Origin of the sequence: Paenibacillus aceris, assembly GCF_017874035.1 — a bacterium.
Classification (GTDB): domain Bacteria; phylum Bacillota; class Bacilli; order Paenibacillales; family NBRC-103111; genus Paenibacillus_E; species Paenibacillus_E aceris.
Genome location: NZ_JAGGKV010000017.1, coordinates 60,569 through 78,435 on the forward strand (window position 1 = coordinate 60,569; position 17,867 = coordinate 78,435).

13 protein-coding genes are annotated in these 17,867 nt (G+C 47.6%); 6 read left to right on the top strand and 7 right to left on the bottom strand.

The genetic code is table 11. From position 1 onward, the window contains the following. Positions 1-98: 98 nt before the first annotated feature. Together J2Z65_RS25125 and J2Z65_RS25130 are read right to left on the bottom strand one after the other, a co-directional pair. A complete protein-coding gene (locus J2Z65_RS25125; RefSeq protein ID WP_167055752.1) occupies positions 99-1,502 on the bottom strand; it encodes a hypothetical protein in 1,404 nt (467 codons plus the stop codon). Positions 1,503-1,506: 4 nt separating this feature from the next. Beyond that, a complete protein-coding gene (locus J2Z65_RS25130; RefSeq protein ID WP_342357358.1) occupies positions 1,507-2,256 on the bottom strand; it encodes a creatininase family protein in 750 nt (249 codons plus the stop codon). Positions 2,257-2,407: 151 nt separating this feature from the next. Here J2Z65_RS25130 and yyaC point away from each other — a divergent pair, with 151 nt between their 5' ends. After that, a complete protein-coding gene (gene yyaC, locus J2Z65_RS25135; protein ID WP_167055749.1) occupies positions 2,408-3,013 on the top strand; it encodes a spore protease YyaC in 606 nt (201 codons plus the stop codon). Positions 3,014-3,054: 41 nt separating this feature from the next. Here yyaC and J2Z65_RS25140 read toward each other — a convergent pair whose 3' ends face one another. Then, positions 3,055-4,518: a hypothetical protein gene (locus J2Z65_RS25140; protein WP_167055746.1), complete on the bottom strand. Its 1,464-nt coding sequence runs from the start codon at positions 4,516-4,518 to the stop codon at positions 3,055-3,057. Between the two features lie 556 nt (positions 4,519-5,074). Here J2Z65_RS25140 and J2Z65_RS25145 point away from each other — a divergent pair. From J2Z65_RS25145 to J2Z65_RS25165, 5 genes are all read left to right on the top strand, one after another. Next, positions 5,075-6,052, top strand: a complete 978-nt coding sequence (locus tag J2Z65_RS25145; protein WP_167055743.1) for an aldo/keto reductase — start codon at positions 5,075-5,077, stop codon at positions 6,050-6,052. Positions 6,053-6,237: 185 nt separating this feature from the next. Further along, on the top strand, positions 6,238-6,618 hold the full coding sequence (locus J2Z65_RS25150; RefSeq protein WP_167055740.1) for a hypothetical protein: 381 nt from the start codon (positions 6,238-6,240) through the stop codon (positions 6,616-6,618). A gap of 23 nt (positions 6,619-6,641) precedes the next feature. After that, the gene (locus tag J2Z65_RS25155; RefSeq protein WP_167055737.1) at positions 6,642-7,064 is read left to right on the top strand and encodes an SRPBCC family protein; all 423 of its coding nucleotides are present in this window, start codon (positions 6,642-6,644) and stop codon (positions 7,062-7,064) included. 1 nt (position 7,065) lies between these two features. After that, positions 7,066-7,446: an ArsR/SmtB family transcription factor gene (locus J2Z65_RS25160; RefSeq protein WP_167055734.1), complete on the top strand. Its 381-nt coding sequence runs from the start codon at positions 7,066-7,068 to the stop codon at positions 7,444-7,446. Positions 7,447-7,933: 487 nt separating this feature from the next. Further along, the gene (locus J2Z65_RS25165) at positions 7,934-8,701 is read left to right on the top strand and encodes a DODA-type extradiol aromatic ring-opening family dioxygenase (protein ID WP_167055732.1); all 768 of its coding nucleotides are present in this window, start codon (positions 7,934-7,936) and stop codon (positions 8,699-8,701) included. A 161-nt stretch (positions 8,702-8,862) separates the two neighbouring features. On the opposite strand, the gene J2Z65_RS25170 is transcribed toward J2Z65_RS25165, so the two are convergent. From J2Z65_RS25170 to J2Z65_RS25185, 4 genes are all read right to left on the bottom strand, one after another. After that, a complete protein-coding gene (locus J2Z65_RS25170; RefSeq protein WP_167055729.1) occupies positions 8,863-9,768 on the bottom strand; it encodes an AraC family transcriptional regulator in 906 nt (301 codons plus the stop codon). 163 nt (positions 9,769-9,931) lie between these two features. Further along, the gene (locus J2Z65_RS25175) at positions 9,932-10,642 is read right to left on the bottom strand and encodes a metallophosphoesterase family protein (RefSeq protein WP_167055726.1); all 711 of its coding nucleotides are present in this window, start codon (positions 10,640-10,642) and stop codon (positions 9,932-9,934) included. A 379-nt stretch (positions 10,643-11,021) separates the two neighbouring features. Then, entirely contained in the window at positions 11,022-16,184 is a 5,163-nt protein-coding gene (locus J2Z65_RS25180; RefSeq protein ID WP_167055723.1) for a bacterial Ig-like domain-containing protein, read from the bottom strand. A gap of 161 nt (positions 16,185-16,345) precedes the next feature. Then, entirely contained in the window at positions 16,346-17,863 is a 1,518-nt protein-coding gene (locus J2Z65_RS25185; RefSeq protein WP_167055720.1) for a glycoside hydrolase family 28 protein, read from the bottom strand. Between the last annotated feature and the right edge of the window lie 4 nt (positions 17,864-17,867).

Here is a 17,867-nt window from a genome sequence, read left to right on the forward strand (position 1 = left end):
AAAGTGTAGTAGATAAGCTCGTCGATTATTTGGTATATGGTATTTGGTATACCAAATTTATTTCATGGACTTATTATTGCTTAGATTGGGTTAACCTGTCAACCCACTTTTTTTAAGACGATTAGAAGCAACATCGCCATGAATAAATAAGCAATTGTAAACGGCGCATTCCAGTTAGATACCTTGTACGAGCTCTTGCCTATCAAGTTTGACATCATCCCTGCTGTAGCATTGTAAGGCCCCATCAAAAATGCCGTGGCTGCCCCTGTAAGCATGGCAATCGCCATGAGCTGAGCGGATATCCCCAACGCTTGCGGATTTAAAGATTCTGCGGCCAGAGCCAATCCTACTGCCGGATGCAGCCCGATAAAAGCCAGAGCCAAAGGAATTAGCGGTATCATGAGCAAGAACAGATCAGACCCGATAACATGCTGAATCGCCATAATTCCCTCATTGATCGCATGGTTGCTTCCTGTCGTCTTGATGGCTGAGATCATAAACCCGGCGCTCAAGAAGACAAAGAATTGATCCTTCATTTTCAGCACATGGGAAGGCAGCAAAATTCGGCTTTTCGCTATAAAAGCCTTGCCTTTCCCCAGCATCAGGGACCATATATAAGCAAATGGAATAACAATAATGGAAACTAACAGTAAAAAGCCCATATGTGTAAACCGTTCCAAAATAAAGACCAGAACGTTAAGCACAACGATAGCGATAAGAATTTGCCCAGGGTGACTCCCCTTGCCCTCAGCGGAACCATTAGCCTGTTGCCCGACGGCATTTTCCCTGGCAGCCGAAATTTCTTCAAGCGCGTTCAAACTGATCTTCTTAAGCCTGCGGTTAGCGACCCATGTCCCCATCAACCAGTCCAAAGCTAGACCAAACAAGCTGAACGGAATGACAATGGGTAGAATAGAGCTCCAGCTTACGCCCGTCATCTCCACAATAATCCCTACGATCGGAGCTACCGGCGTCCATAGAATTGGCATGCTGTAGCCATGAGTAATCGCCCGGCTAATAAATCTGTCTTTTTGCTTAATAGGATAATATTGTAAAGATGGATGAATGCTATGATACATCATGGGAAGTGTGGCTAAATTCATAAACGAGCTCAATATATAGGACAATAATGAAGTAATACAATAAAGCATGCCGGAGTGCTTAACTTTGCTGTACAGTATCGCTTGTACTCTCACCGCGTATTGTCCCAGCTCAATAGGCAGAGCGATCATCGGGATTAAAACAAATAGGCTTAGAATGTTCAGCATGCTGCCGAAACCAAGCACGTAAACCGTCAATGACGCTCCGTTTGCCGCTAGAAGAAGGGCACCCGTAATTAAGAAGGAAGTACCTAATAGTCGGACGAACGGCTTGATTGAGCGAAAGGCAACAGCAATAATGACCAGACTAAGTACAGACTGGACCCAAGTAAGCCACTCACTTGGGTAGATCTCCGAGACAAGGTAGGCCGCGATAGCTGCAATAAACAGTGCATGCTTCATAAGTTTATAACATGTCTCTGACGGCTTGAGTCAACCGCTCAAGGGCCGTCTCAACAATCTCCTCTCCGATGTCCCGGCTGGCTTTCGTGGCATCACCGATACAGCCGTTGCGTGTCATTTCTTCATAGTAATAGAAACCTTGAATAGGACTGCCGGGGCGAAGCTTTTTCCAGCGTCCCTCTTGAATGTCGCCTTTCTCCAGTTGATCCGGACGAACCAAATGAGGCGCCAAATACATCGCTTCGGAAACTTCGCGATCGCAACTGTGACCATATAGCTTAGATTCAATACGCTTGTCCATCACATCTTTGGCTGAAGCCGTCGTTTTAGCGTAGAAGAAAGACACTCCCAGTTCAGCTGTTAACGTATCTGCTGCCACACCGAGCGTCGCTTGATTACCGCCATGAGAGTTGATGACCAAGAACTTCTCAATCCCCTGACTTTTTAATGATTTAATTATATCGCGCAATATCGCAATTACGGTGGAAGGCTCTAATGAAATCGTACCTGGGAAATGAAGATGATGCGGTGACACCCCCATATTAATCGTAGGTGTTAATAACGCCTCAGGATATAACCTGGCCGTTAGCCTTTTCCCCATTTCTTCTGCAAGAACAGCATCGCAGCTTTCTACCATATGCGGGCCATGCTGCTCATGCGCGCCCAAGGGGATGATCGCAATTTTGACCGTTTTGAGCGCAGCTTCTACCTCTGGCCATGTCATTTGTGTTAAAATATAAGCATTCGACATCATTCCACTCTCCTTTTTATCTTGTGTATATTGTATACCAAAGATTATATTAGGATATAGTACTTTTTATGATTTCTGCACCTTGAAGAAGTCTAATAATATTTCACATGTACACGGAGTATATTACTTACAGAAAGGGAGGTGATTTAACCCTATGATGCGTCACATTCATTACCTTGATAAGAAATCTGTCGCCTATTTGTCCGAAGCTTTAACGAATCATTATTTATCGAAACCGGAATTCGCCGAAATTGTCATTATTTGCGTCGGTACCAATCGTTACACGTGGGATTCTCTAGGCCCGATGGTCGGGAGTCGATTATCCGAGCGGTTCGAAGGCAACCGTAATGTTCATCTTTATGGAACGTTGGAAAGACCCGTACATGCACTTAATTTACAGAAGACTATTGCCCATATTACCAAAACACACAGTCAAGCCTATACGATCGCTGTCGATGCTGCTCTTGGCCAGTTCTATAAGATCGGGACACTCCAGTTGGTGGAGGAACCGCTTCAGCCCGGTGTCAGCTTAAATAAAGAGCTTCCCCCTATTGGACATATTCATATCAAAGGGATTATTAACAACCACAGCCTGCTCAACCATAAAGTTATGGAGCACACAAGTCTTACGTTTATTGATGAAATGTCCGCGGTGATCTCCCGTCTTTTAGTGAAATCATGCCAAGATATCATTCCGCAGCTAATGGCTGCCCCTCAATTAGGGAATGAAGCGCCTAACCATCTATCGTCTGCGACGTAAATGGCTTGGCGCTCTTTTTTTACAGTTTACTCGTTATAAGGCTACCAAATTAAAACAGCTAGTATCGTAGCAACACTTAAGCCGATAATGACAGGCAGGAAGTTTTTACGAGCTAGGTCAATGGCAGAGACACCGGCGAATCCGGCAACCGCCACAAGAGATGACCACGCGATAAGCGTTCCTCCGCCTGACCAAACCGATCCCATTTGACCGATCGCTGCGAGTGTGGACGGATCCATGCCTACTGCTGGCGCTAATGCACCGGACAACGAGCCGGTTAGCGGAAGACCGGAGAAGCCTGATCCTTCTAAACCTGCAATAATCCCCATAATCAACAACCCAAACGAAGTTAAAATGCCGCTTGTCGGGATCAAATGCTGCACAGACATAACCAAATCAAAGAGAATAGCTGGCGCTTTATCGCCTTCACCTAAGGATAAAATGCTTTTAGAGAAATCTGCATTTCCCAGGAAGAAGAATCCTGCAATCGGAATAACCGGCCCCATTGCCTTAAAGGCAAATACGAAGCCTTCTGTTAGATGCTCGCTGATCTTGTCTAATGCCTGTACTTTGGAGAACAACGTACAGGATAGAATGAGTAGAATAACAGCCACACCGCCGATAAACGCTGCACCGTCTCCTCCTTCAAATCCACTCATGCCCTTGTGCCCTAGCTTGCTCGCAATCATAACCGCCATAACTGCAAGCATCGAAAGCGGAACAAGCACAGCGAACACTTTGGACCACCGGATGATAGATGGGCTCAGCGTTTCAACGGTTGCGGCCGCTTCAGGAAACTCGGAAGCTGCTTGTACCACGCGGATAGCTTGTACTTGATTCGAAGTTTCCGCCGTTGTGCTTTCAGGCTTGCGAATCGCCTTCCGGTTCATCAAGTAAGCCCCGGTAAGCGCTACGCCCCCTGTGATCAAAGATAGGATCATCGCTTTATCGGCGACTGCAGCCGTATCAATGCCTGCGCCCTTCGCGCTAAGCATCGGTGCTACCTGCATGACAAAGTCAGAGGACAGCGCCATACCTTGTCCAGCAATGGCAATCGCCATTCCCGCTCCCATCGCCGGTAAACCTGCGCGAATCGCAGCCGGAATCAGAAGCGCTCCGATTAACGGAACGGCTGGTGTCGGCCAGAAGAAAAGGGAAATAACATAAGTAACAACAGCTAGAACAATATAGGCGATGTGACCATTGACCATTAGCTTCTGAATAGGTTTAATCATGCGCTTGTCTGCGCCGATATCCCTCAAGGAAGCTAGCAAAGCGACCATAAACGTAATAATTAAGAAAATCGTAAATAATTCTTTGGCAGCAGTCAGATTGGCATTGTAGACCGCTTTAAACCCGCTGATCACATCCCCCTTATAGATCCATCCGATTAAGAAGGTACCAATTAAGGTGGGAATGATGACTCCTCGTTTTAACAACATGACGACGATAACGCTTAGTGTCACTAAAGCATACACAACATGTGATGAAGTAATCATCCGCATCCCCCGTTTTCATCATTTTTGACCTTCGAAGAAAATTATACCTTATTTTCTTTCGCGTGAATAGACATTTGGTGCATTGTATACAAAAATATACTGCAAAAGGTCTAAAAATAATGAAATCTCACGGGTATTATGTAACAAAACATGACGCGTGCTGTTTTCGGATGATGCAGCCAAGCGAAAAATTGCAATTTTCAGATATAAAGCTATCGTTGCTCCCGTATAGATCTTCGTCTTATGCCGTTATCACCTCAATTGTATAAGTATTACAATCATTCCAGACAACACTGTAAGCGATTTCAGTGTAATTTTAACAGATTTTTTGGGTGAGGGGAAGAATAAAATGTATTTGGTATACAATTCCAAATTCAACCTTTAATCGAATGGTTAGTTAGTAACTTTACCTATAGAAGCTTAAGTATAACTCATCAACTCTAAAATATTTCACTACTTTCACAGACATAGAATCTTCTATAGAATAGAAGCTATCATCACGTACAAGTCTTCATAATAATTAGTATTTACTAGTATCTAGAGGAATGTGGGAGGATGAATCATGAAGTATTCGTATTTAGGGAAATCCGGACTAAAAGTCAGTCAGCTATGTTTAGGAACAATGAACTTTGGGCCGGAAACCGAGGAAAAAGAAGCTTTTAGAATCATGGATGCTGCATTAGACGCGGGAATCAATTTTTTTGATACAGCGAATGTCTACGGTGGCGTAGAAAAAAGAGGCTGGACAGAAGAAATTATTGGGCGCTGGTTTAAACAAGGCGGAGGCCGCAGAGAGAAAGTCATTCTTGCGACAAAAGCCTATGGAGATATGAACGATCCCCATGATGGTCCGAATGCTGAACGAGGTTTATCAGCTTACAAAATCAGGCGTCATCTGGAAGCATCCCTCAAAAGACTGCAGACAGACCATATAGAACTTTATCAAATGCACCATATCGACCGCAACGTGAGTTGGGATGAGTTATGGGGGGTATTTGAATCCGCGGTAAATCAAGGTACCGTCGATTATATCGGCTCCAGCAACTTCGCAGGCTGGCATATTGCATGTGCCCAAGCTGAGGCTAAAGCCCGCCACTTCCTAGGCTTAGTCTCCGAGCAGCACATGTATAATCTACTCGCCAGATTGCCAGAGCTGGAAGTGCTTCCCGCTTCAGAAAAGCTCGGTCTTGGCGTCATACCATGGAGTCCTCTCGCCGGAGGATTGTTAGGCCGTAACGCCTTGGCAGGTACAGGCGCCCGTAGTGCGCGCTCCGCTGAACGAATCGAGAAACACCGGAGCCAGTTGGAGCAATTTTCAGCACTTTGCAAAGAAATCGGTGAAAAAGAAGACGTCGTCGCCTTGGCCTGGGTATTATCCCATTCGGCAGTTACCTCGCCAATTATCGGGCCGAGAACGATAGAGCAGCTTCAAGATTCCTTACGCGTACCTGAAGTCACGCTAAGCGAGGATACTTTAAAAAAGCTGGATGAAATCTTCCCAGGACCCGGCAAACCGGCACCGGAAGCTTACGCCTGGTAAAAGTGAACACCTAAAACGGCGGCTAATCCCTTAGAGGGTTGGCCGCTTTTCGATTTTACCTTGACATGAAACCAAAAGGTTTCGTATAATCCGATATGTAACCATTTGGTTTCACATCATCATGAATGAATGTGCTTTTGGACAACCTAAATGAAAAGCCAAGCATGGAAAGGAAGGCTTCCGCGATGCAAGAAGAATTACTAAAAAAGCTGCGCTATAAGCAAGGACGAGCTCTCGTACTTCAAGCGCCCGAAGGTTATAAGCTCGGTATTGAAGAGCCTGAGGAGCCAAACGGGACCTACGAATTCGTTCAGCTTTTTGTTAACCGTGCAGCCGAAGTTGAAGAATGGGTACCTAAAGTGATCCCTTATCTCAATGACGACGCCCTATTCTGGATCACCTATCCAAAGCAAAGCTCGAAGGTCAAAACAGATATTAACCGCGACAGCTTGTTTACCTTGGTTTCAAGCATCTCGGAGTACCGTGCGGTTAGCAACGTCGCTGTAGACGATAAATGGTCAGCACTCCGCTTCCGCCATCAAGATAAAGTAAAAACCAAATCATAACCAATTCCCTGGAGGTATTTATAATGAGCAATCCAACTAACACACTACCAGACATTAAACAAACGCTAGTCTTAAATGCGCCGATCCAAAAAGTATGGAATGCCGTTGCGACTTCTGATGGCATCGCAGCTTGGTTCATGCCGAATAATTTCAAGCCGGAAGCCGGCTATGAATTCCACTTGGAAGCCGGACCTTTCGGCAACTCCCCTTGCAAAGTGACGGACATTACGCCGCCTAACCGTCTTTCCATTTCATGGGGCAAGGATTGGTCGCTCACTTTCGAATTAACGGACTTGGATGGCAAAACTGAATTCACCCTCATCCATTCCGGCTGGGATGTTGATAAGGTTACGGAGTTCGGCCAACCTCATACAGCGGTTCGCGAGATCATGGCGAATGGCTGGGCTGGCATTGTGAAGAAGCTCACTGCGTACATCGAGGCGTAAGATGTCAGTTCCCTCGCAGAAACATGACGTGTTTCAAGCGATTGCCGATCCGACACGCCGTCAGGTGCTGAAGCTGCTGCGTGAGCAGGAGCTGCCTGTCACCGTGATCTCCGGACACTTCCCGATGAGCCGCACCGCGGTATCCAAGCATCTGCGCATTCTCGCAGATGCCGGCCTGGTGAAAGAGCGGAAAGTCGGCCGCGAGACCCGCTATAGGCTGGAAGCGGAGCCCTTGATGGAGCTCAAGCGTTGGCTTTCTTATTATGAGCGTTATTGGGAAAACAAATTAAACGCACTCAAAAGATTCGTGGAGTCGGACGATGAGGACGGCGGGAACCCGTTTTCCGGGCTGGAATTGGTCGATCCTGCGAAGCAAGATTAAAGAGTTAATGAAAGACCTGGCTGCCATGGCCAGGTTTTTCTTTTGACTTAGGCAGTAAGGCTCTCTCTATGTTGTACTTTGTACAACATTTTGGCTGAAATTTGCCCTGATCACTCCTCTATATTGTACTTTGTGCAACATTTCAGCTGGAATCCGCGGTTTCCGGGCCATTTGGGAGGAAATGATTGCACTTTGTACAATGAAAGTATGAGAAGCAGGCGGAAAAGCTCTTCTATGTTGTACTTAGTACAACATAGAAGCACACTGAAATGTCCTGAGGTTAGAAGGTCATCCCCTTGTTGCTTACAGCAGGCTGGATGGTCTTTTTTAATCCAGCTTTCCGGGAATACTATCCCCTGTAAGTTAATTCACATCTATTTTACTTACAAAAAGTAAATAACTTACTTGACCAATACAGCATTATGGCGTAGTATTAGTTACATAAAGTAACTAGGTTATTAAATGTAATTAAAGGGAGTGACTAATCATGATTTCACCTATATTTGTAGGACACGGATCCCCCATGATGGCTATTCAAGATACAGCGTGTACCGAATTTCTTTTGGATTACGGCAAAAAGGTTTCACCCAAAGCCATCGTCATTTTCACAGCTCATTGGGAAACAGAAGTCTTAACCATCTCTTCCACCGATGATGTGTACGACACGATCTATGATTTTGGCGGCTTTCCGAAGGAGCTTTTTCAAATCAAATATGAAGCCCGAGGAAATAAGGCGTTAGCCGCAAAGTTGGCCGAACGCTTTCAAGCCAAAGGCATCCAAGTGAACTTGGATGCCCAGCGCGGACTCGATCACGGCTCGTGGGTGCCGCTGCTGCGCATGTTCCCTACACCTGTGTGCCCGGTGATTCAAGTTTCCGTGAATCCCTACCTGCCTCCTGCCGAGCAGTATCGTATCGGGGAAGCGCTGCGCGGCCTCGATCAGGAAGATATCCTGATTATCGGCAGCGGCGCAACCGTGCATAACCTGCGTGCGCTGAATTGGGAAGCCACAGAGCCGGACGCTTGGGCCGTCGCTTTTGATGATTGGCTCGTGCAGAACATGCAGATTCAGAACCTGAACGCCTTGTTCAACTACGCTGCTGAAGCCCCGAATGCGCGCATGGCTGTGCCGCGGCCGGAGCACTTCATTCCGCTCTATATCGCGATGGGCAGCGGAGACCCGGCACGTACGCCTCAAATCATTCACCGCAGCTATGAAGTCGGCTCACTGAGCTATCTGTCCGTATCCTTTTAACATTGGCATAAAAAAAAGAGACCCACAGCAACGGGCTGCGGGTCTTAAAGTATTTATATATTAAAAGGGGGTCGAATTTCATTATAGGTCCTGAACCTTAAGCCCAGATGAAAACAAGATTGCATTTCGATTACAAATGATGGTTATTTGTTTACAAGCTGTTATTTTTCTTTGACCGGAATGTAGATGTCCATTTGAATCAGATCGTGCTTGAAGGAGTTGCTGCGATCGTCATACAGTTCAAATTCCACGCCGCCTGCATGCTCAAGGCCCGAATGAGGGAACCATTCTTCAAAAATAGACTTCCACGTGCTCTGAATGGATGCCACAAACTGATCTTGCGTAACTTTAGGTGTCGTAAACACAGCATACCTGGCCTCCGGAAATTCACGGCACACGAGGTCGGCGGGCACATCCTCGAAGCTTGTAGCTTCCATCCCGATCAGATACGTTAAATCCCCGGTTTCCATATTAAAGTCCGTACAAAGCCCGAGCTCAACCTGCGAATCGGTATGAACGCGGTTGCCTATGCGGCTGCCTTTATTCTCTTGCAGATACGAAGTCCAAAAAGCTGGAATGTCGCGGTGGTTTTGCCCCTCCTTGCAGGACGTTTTCAGTTCGTACCCAATTAGCTTAAAAGCCGGCTTCGTTTTCAATTGATATTCCATGCGGATGCCTCCTAAATAGGGATTGAATTTCCTTTGCAGCACATTCGCTTTGGCATATAACGGCGTCACAATGCCTTGTTTCCGGTACGCAAGCGGCGTACGCTCAAACACCTTTTTAAATGCCCGCGTGAAATTCTCGTGGGACTGGAACCCATGGTCGAGGGCGATATCGATCAGCTTTTGATCCGTATGCGCGATTTGGTAGGCTGCTCTCGCTAATCTTCTTTTCCGAACGTACTCCATCACAGCATCTCCCACCATGCTTTGAAAGACTCTATGAAAATGGAATTCAGAAAAACAAGCTACACGCGAGAGCCCCTCCACGGACAAAGGTTCCGCAAGATGGTCCTCAATATAATCCAACGTCGCCTGAATCTGCGTATCGTAATCGGTGCCCATCTTTTTTGCCCCCTCCAGCTGCTAACCCTAGTGTACGTGATTTAACTTATCTTTTCTTGACGTTTCTTGCTAAAAGGGTCTCCGAAAGCGAGTCCGATCATTCACCGCGATCCTGAGCAGAGAGCGTATACAAAGATCTTGAACAGAGATACCTGTACAGCGATTACTTCCAGCTGCCTTTCGAAGCGACCGAGTGGGTCGTGTACTGATTATTTCCCTTAATCTCCAGGCAGTTGATTTGGAAGCCGTACGCGCAACCGCCGTCAATGCCGATTTTATCACGATCAAACCATACATCCGCTTTGCCGTGAATATCCTTGGCTGGAGTGTGGCCGAAAACGACCGTCTTTTTCACAACCGTCCGCTGCTGGACAAAAGGTGCCCGAATCCACAAAAAGTCCCGTTCCGGCTGCGTTTTCCAGTCGATGTATGTGGGATTTAGCCCGGCATGCACATAAATGTGACCCTCGTCCTCATGAAAGAGCGGGAGACTGCTCAGAAAGTCTATGTGATCGCGGCAAGTTCCCAAAATCCGCTCTTTGGATTGCTTCAAATCGAGATTGTTGGATCCACAGAAGCTTTGGAATGTTTGGATACCGCCGTGTTCAAAAAACTTCATTTCCGTCAGTGGGTCCACCTCGCCAAGCACGTCTACGAACCGCTGGTCATGATTGCCTTTGAGCGCAATCGCTCCCTTTTCCCGTACTAAGCTCATGACATATTCTACCGCCCCCCGACTGTCTGGACCGCGGTCTACATAATCCCCCAGCAGGACAAGTTGGTCTTCCTCAGCATTGAAATTGACTTTTACAAGTAATTGCTTGAATTCATCCACACAACCATGTATATCGCTTACGACTAACGTTCTTTTCATCTACTGTACCCCCTGATGTCATGCTACAATACTCTACTATTCTATCTATTATTCTATTTTAGCATAGGGATTCCCTGTCTGAGGCGGTGAAGATGCAAAAATGGCGGGTCACACTTTCAACGGTACGGTTTGGATGCCCCGCCATAATAAGGGAACTACATTCCCTTATTTATGCAAGTAGTGGAATTTCTTGAGTTGGTGGGGAACTACAGGCTCTTATTCAACCTCCAACGTCCAAATATGTGTCAAAATGGCGAAATAGCGGCCCCTCGTTCCCGCTCCCTCACGCGAAGGGCTGTTTTTGGCAAAATAGCGCCCAGTGGTTCCCCTACAAATTCTGGCGTAAAAACAAAAGACGCCCTCAAGGGCGTCCTAAGCTTTAATTGATAAATTGCAATTTCTGCAGCAATCTTTTCAGCATAACCGCTGCTTCCCCGCGAGTCGCAGAAGCTCCAGGAACAAACGTCGTATCGGTCACGCCGTTCACAATTCCAGCGCTAGCCGCACTGGACACAGCTCCTTTCGCCCACTCATGAATGGCGGAGCTGTCGCTAAACTTGGCTAGCTGCGCAAGATCAATGGCGGCGGATTGCCCGGCAAACTTCATCGCCCGTGTAATCATAACGGCCATCTGCTCCCTCGTGATTTGTTCGCCGGGTTTGAATGAACCATCTTCAAAGCCCTCGATCAATCCTGCCTTGGCCGAAGTACCAACAGCCCCTGCGAACCAGCTGTTCACCGGTACATCCGAGAAAGTGCTGGTGCCCGCTTCATTCAATCCGAGTGCGCGAACGAGCAGCGCGGCAAATTCAGCTCGCGTAATCGATGCATCTGGCGCAAAAGTATGAGCAGCTACGCCTTTGACAACGAGTTTGGAAGCCAGCAGCTCCACATCGGCTTTTGCCCAATGTCCCGCCATATCCTCAAAAGTCTGATCCGATGCAACGATGGCATACAAACTGTTCCCCGTACGTTTCATCGTAACTTCAGTTTGACCGTTAACGACCTTAAAGATCGCCGGAACAAAAGCCAATTCCCCTGTCACCGGATTCAGCCAAACCGCTGATACGTGATTTGCATCAACAGATGACGACACGGTAAGAACTCGGGAGACATATGTGCTGCCAAAATCGGAGACAGCCGTCTTCTTACCGTTCCCCTCAGCAAAGATGCTGATCTCTACCGGCGCGGCTAGCGAAGTGACGCCCGCTTCTTTCATTTTGGCAGTAAGTTGATCAACAGCAGTTCCAGTTCCGGTTGCCTGCTCAATGGAAATGCTAATCTTTACATTAGCAGCATCGGTCCCTAAGCTTGCAGCTAAGCCATCTACATCCAGCGCTTTTAGCGGTAAATTGTAGGTGACGCCATTCGCTCTAACCGATAGCACAGCATCCGGCGATGCTTGCAGCCCTGCACTCACAGCGCTTGCTGGAACTTGCACAGCAGCCACAGTCTCCGCACCTTTTACTTCAACAATAATGGTTTGGTCTTTAGGTTCCTTATTCTTGATGAGATCAATCGCCTTCGCCAGTGTGCCAGCTTCAATTGAAACTTTAGCCACTTTCTTTCCATCTACCGTTTCTTGGTTTGGTGAATTTGTAATTTCTACACCACCCGTTACCTCTTTCACCGTGCTGCTAGGAGCTGAATTATTGGGAACTGAACCGCCCCCTGAATCCGACCGGGATGGACGGCTCGGGCTAACCAGCTTCAGGAAATTACCCCAGATGATATTGCCCTCCGCATCTCTTTGGTAAGGAAGTGCCGGAACTAAACTCGCAAAGTTGGCATCGGTCAGTTGTACACCGGATTTATTGATACTTTGGGAGCCATTAAACATATAGTTGGTGTCGGAATTCAGGGCTGCCGGATAATTATCTTTGGCGGTGTAATCCTTTTGATAGGAAGTAAAGCCATTGATATAAAAATCGGTCTGAATGCCTGTGTACGTCGTAAAGTTCAGATTGCCTTTGGTATTGTTAAAAGCAATATTCCCGCTTTCCGCTCGTACCCCCGGATTACTGTTGCTAGCAAAGCCGTAAGCGCCATTGCCAAAAGCGATGCTGTTTCGGATAACATGCGGCACATGGATGCCTTCGCCACCGAGCTTGAAGCCGTTTTTGTCCCCCGCACCTACAGTGCCGTTCGTTAAAGTTCCATTGTGATACGCGATGCTATTCTCGATGACAACAGGACCAATCGCCCCTGTCCCTGATTTGGTGTATAAATCCCATCCATCATCGATATTGTTATGGGAAATATCTCCCCGGAAGACGTTGCCCACACCCGAAGTCAACTTCGCAGCAAAACCGTCGGCATTGTTATTCGAAGGGTCCACATTATCAAAAGATTCACAGTTCAGAATGAGATTGTAGGACGGCCAAAGCGCTTTATCCGAATCGGACTCATCGATACGGCTAATTTGCAAACCTGTATCGCCATTATCGTAAAATCTGCTAAGCTCTACAATGTTATGGTTTCCACCAACGGTAAAACCCTTCGTATTGCCCGCCGACCTTGTGAAATCAATGCCTTTCACATGCCAGTAATTCCCGCTAAGTACGACACCTTCCGTCTTCTTGTCGAAATCGATAACCGGCTTTGCACCCGGTGCCGCGATCAAATACTTCATGGCATTAACAATACCGTCATTGCCTTTTTTGATCTCCAGTTTAGCGCTGCGTACATATCTGCCGTCCAGCATCATGATTTTCTGGCCAGCTTTCACATAATCAACCGCCGTATCGAGATCTAGCGGATTGTTAATCGTGCCGTCTCCGCCTGCACTCCCCGCTGGTGATACATAAATGTCACCGTTATCCACATAGGTCTTCATATCGACGGTGAAGTTTTTCACGATTTTGCCATAGCTCGTCAAATACTGTGTATCGTTGGGCACGAAAGCCGCGCTAAAGTTGGTATACGTGTTAGCCGTAACCGTTGTGTTAAGCACAAGGGGCTGTCCCGCTTGAACTTGGGCATTTTGCGCAAGGAGGCTTGATCCTTGCTTGATCGTCACCACACCGCTGACATTGGATTTCAGCCCAAAAGAATACGCGGTCGTTGAAGTTCTCGTCAGCCCGATTAGGTTCATATCCGGATCGATGGCTACCGGTGCAGGTTCCTTCTTAGGCGCATCCGTTTGCGCAGCCGTCACTTTCAAGTCTATGCCGCTCACTTCGATCGTTGCCAGACGAGCGGTGAAGAAGCCGACATACATCTTGTCGCCATCCTGCACAGTCATAATATCCGGCGCAAAAATCTCTTCGGCCTTATCGGTATTTAATCGACCCGTGAAGCCGCTATTCGTTTTCGTAAGCGTTAGCTTATAATTGGCCGCTGGATATGTATTCGCGAGGGCTGGTTTCACCGCACTCAGCATCTTGCTCTGGACGCCTTGGCTGCCTGTGCCATTCGGAGCCGTAACGCCATTTCTGACGAACAACTGCGTACCGTTCTGCTTTGTTGTGCCGCCGCTGTATCCGCCCACGGCAGCTATGTTTGAAGCAAATACGGCAGAGTCTCCGGCCGTTCCGATTGCATCTCGGGCCATGATGCCGAACGATTCTTGACCGTCATGCGGATCTTTGGCATACGCAACAACTTTGATATCTGCGGATAATTCAAAGTTGTCTTTGACCGCATCCAGCTCCGTATAGTAAAAACTAATACCGTCGTGGTCGCCTGTCACTTTACCGCCGCCTTCTAAGGCGACAAGTGTAGCTGATTTACCTGGCTCACCGACAGTAACCGTATTATTCGTGTTTGAGGTGGATTGTCCAAAGCGGATTACTTTCCACTCGTGCTCTCTAGGTTCAACGACGGATACTTGCAATACAGTTGGTGGAATCGCTGTATTTACAGGTTGGATCGTAATCGGATATATCCCTGCTTTTGTGCTATTGAATGCTGAGGTATCTAACGTGAACTGGGCATCCGCCAACTGCACCTGGTCCCCGCTATCATAAACCGCCTTCACTTCCAAACCCGCTGGGTCAAAAGACTCGCCAATCTCATAGGTTGTTTTCGGGTATTCGGTTACTCGGCTTTCGATAATCGCGTGCTGTTTTACTGTGATAGGGAATTTGACTGTCTTATCTGGATCAGGCACATTTTTATAAGTAACCGTAATCTCTTTTGTGCCCGCCGTCGACATATCCGGCGCTGAAAGCGTGTAGTCGCTTCGCAATAGTCTAACGGTTGAAGCATCGCTGTACTTCGCCTCTACAACCAAGCCGGCTGGATCGAAGTTTTTGCCAACGAAAAATTGTGTTTTCTGCGGCAGCTGTTTGATGTCTAAGCCCGTCAGATGGGCATTTTTCACAATGACATCAAATGTTGCATAGGTATTTGACGTCACTGTGGATACTTTTACCTTATGCGTCCCCGGTGTCGTGAATGTATAAGTCGCATTCGTTACGGTTGCAGCTGAAGGCGGAATTGAGAGCGTATATTGCGTACTAGACAATTCGGACCAAGTGCTTCCCCCGTTGAACTGGGCAAGTACCGTCAAGCCTTGGGGATCGAAATTCTCCTCCGGGTAGTAGTCGGTTTTGGCGGGCTTGTACCGGATGTCCATGGCGGTAACATTCATCTCTCTGAAAGTCAACGGAATTGACCCTGTAAGTCCATTAAAATGAATGGTCAAGTTATTCATAGCCGCAGTGCTGTTATCGAACCCTGTTACAATATAATCACTTTCAGAAAGGGTTTCTTCATGGGTATCCGGATACACAGCTGTCACTTTTAAGCCGGTTAAATCGAGCGCATCGCCAACAAAATAATTGGTTTTCATAGAGTTTGCATCTAGTTTCAGTTGGCTGGGAACTCTTTCGTCCACCACGATATCGAAATCGCTAAATGTGACTTCCGCATCCCTGGCGACATACAAACCTCCATAAATTTGATTATTATTGCTAAATAAGTTGTTAAGCGTCAACTTTTGCGTTACACCATCGGCTGTTAGCTCGAAAGCATTGCCAGACTTTTTAATTTTTAAATCAAAGGTTTGGTTGGCCATTGAAGTACCTAAAACACTAAGATTGACTTTAGTATTACTCCCGCCTTTCGTTGTTCCGACAATTCCTTGCTTATACATCACCTGCAGAGCAGTTGGAGAAGTATTCGAGTTATCCCTCACACCCCCGCCGACAGTGACATAATTGGATGTTTGGTCTGCATTACTTGCCACAATATCACCACGTAACATTAAGCCGAATGATTTTTGGTTGGGGTTACTGCCGGTGTTATCAAATCTTTTTACTGAAGCCTTGGCATGGATTTCGAAGTTAGCTGCCTTAGGCAATTGTTTGTAATAAAAAGATAACCCCTCATCTGTACCTGCAATTTTCCCGCCAGTTGCGTTCATCGTTATGGAACCGTCTGGGTGATCCGTTGGTGCGGCATTCTTGGCAGCGCTCGTTCCGTTTCCAAAAGCTTGAAACTGCCATCCCGCGGGCGGATCCGCAGCAAGCGCCACAGGAAGCATCGAAAACATCAAAACAACTGACATGAATACTGAAATCATACGCCGTTTGTTCAAGTCACATTTCCCCTTTGATCTATTTATGTATGCGTTTACATTATGGGGTGAGATTGCCGCCACAACGTAATTAATACTCAACCGACGCGCAGAGAAAAAGAAACAGACGGATAACAGGTGATGCTTCTGTTCGTTCGTCTGTTTCTCTACGCTGAATGCTGCTAGTTGTGGGAGCTTACCGTCTCATTCTCAATCTGCAAATAACCGCTTTCCGCCGATTGCCGGCCACTAACGAATAAGTCCGCTGCGCGAGTCGCTGCAATAACAGGAGTTCCCGGATGCGGCTGCTTCATTTTCAAGTCGTTCACTTCAATATCCCTGACATCCTCCAGACGAAGGGCGGGGCCTTGCCGCGTTTCGATTCGAACATGATGCAGCTCCATGCCTTCCACATGTTTGCACAACATGCCGTCTCCCGCCATGATGAGCTTCTCACGCACCATATCCGGCTCATCCCCCTGCTCGCCGGGGTCTGTCGTCATCTCGATGTGTACGTGACTTAGCTGCAAATCCCGAATCGGCATCTCCGGCAAGCCGTAGATGAAGCCCGCCGAAGCACGGCTGCGTTTTGCCGTAACTTGATGGATGCGGACGTGCTCGACAACAGGCGTACTTTCCGTTATGGCAACCGCATCGGGGCTAGCGATCAGCGGATTGCTTTCATCCACGCCATGTCGGTAGAACGAATTGATGGTTATAGGACAGAACACTTCCTCCATATAAATGTTGCTGACCATAATATTTTTAATGTAGCCGCCCCTAGCGCGATTCGTCTTCATGCGGATACCGCGGTCCGTGCCAAGGAAAATACAATTCGAAATGACGACATTACGGATGCCTCCAGCCATTTCGCTGCCCAAAACAACGCCGCCGTGCCCCCGAAGCATGGTACAGTTCGTGATGACGATGTTCTCCGACGGCTTGCCCACTCGGCGGCCATCCTCGTCGATGCCTGATTTGATGCAGAGACAATCATCCCCTACGTCAAAGAAGCAATCGGAGATCCGCACATTCGTACAGGAGTCGATGTCCATCCCGTCGCCGTTTGGCGTGTCGCTTGGATTTTTGATTTTGACCCCATGAATGTGAACGTCCTTGCCATACACCAAATGGGTATTCCAAAAGGGAGAGTTTTGCAGGGTCACACCTTCCAGACTGACCTGCTCGCAATCGATGAGCTGTAGAAGGGGCGGCCGCAGAAATTGCGACTCCCACTCTACAATGTTGCTTTTTACCGACTGCCTTAAAGCGGCGTTCTTTATCGAAATCTCACGCGTAAGCGCATTTTCCACCGTTCCGCCTCTGCGCAGCTCACGGTACGCCTGCCACCAAGCGCTGCCTTGGCCGTCAATGATGCCTTGACCTTTGATCGCGACCTGCTTCAGCCCTCGGCCGTAAATTAACGGCGAAATGCCATAGCATTCATATCCCGACCATCTGGTTGGAACGACCGGATATTTCTCGAAGTCAGTGTGGAATAAGAGGAGCGCGCCTGCCTCCAATTCCAACGTCATATAGCTGCGGAGCTCTATTCTTCCCGTCACATATGTCCCGGCCGGAATCACTACCGTTCCTCCGCCGTTTGCTCCACACGCCTCAATCGCTGCGGCAATGGCTGCGCTATTATCCGTCACACCATCACCAACAGCTCCAAACGCTGTTATGTTGTAATTAGCCATAGGA

Coding starts and splice junctions, on each gene's coding strand:
- J2Z65_RS25175 (WP_167055726.1), bottom strand. CDS start 10,642: ATGAAAAGAACGTTAGTCGTAAGCGATATACATGGTTGTGTGGATGAA.
- J2Z65_RS25125 (WP_167055752.1), bottom strand. CDS start 1,502: ATGAAGCATGCACTGTTTATTGCAGCTATCGCGGCCTACCTTGTCTCG.
- J2Z65_RS25130 (WP_342357358.1), bottom strand. CDS start 2,256: ATGATGTCGAATGCTTATATTTTAACACAAATGACATGGCCAGAGGTA.
- J2Z65_RS25155 (WP_167055737.1), top strand. CDS start 6,642: ATGAGCAATCCAACTAACACACTACCAGACATTAAACAAACGCTAGTC.
- J2Z65_RS25185 (WP_167055720.1), bottom strand. CDS start 17,863: ATGGCTAATTACAACATAACAGCGTTTGGAGCTGTTGGTGATGGTGTG.
- J2Z65_RS25150 (WP_167055740.1), top strand. CDS start 6,238: ATGCAAGAAGAATTACTAAAAAAGCTGCGCTATAAGCAAGGACGAGCT.
- J2Z65_RS25140 (WP_167055746.1), bottom strand. CDS start 4,518: ATGCGGATGATTACTTCATCACATGTTGTGTATGCTTTAGTGACACTA.
- J2Z65_RS25145 (WP_167055743.1), top strand. CDS start 5,075: ATGAAGTATTCGTATTTAGGGAAATCCGGACTAAAAGTCAGTCAGCTA.
- J2Z65_RS25170 (WP_167055729.1), bottom strand. CDS start 9,768: ATGGGCACCGATTACGATACGCAGATTCAGGCGACGTTGGATTATATT.
- J2Z65_RS25165 (WP_167055732.1), top strand. CDS start 7,934: ATGATTTCACCTATATTTGTAGGACACGGATCCCCCATGATGGCTATT.
- yyaC (WP_167055749.1), top strand. CDS start 2,408: ATGATGCGTCACATTCATTACCTTGATAAGAAATCTGTCGCCTATTTG.
- J2Z65_RS25160 (WP_167055734.1), top strand. CDS start 7,066: ATGTCAGTTCCCTCGCAGAAACATGACGTGTTTCAAGCGATTGCCGAT.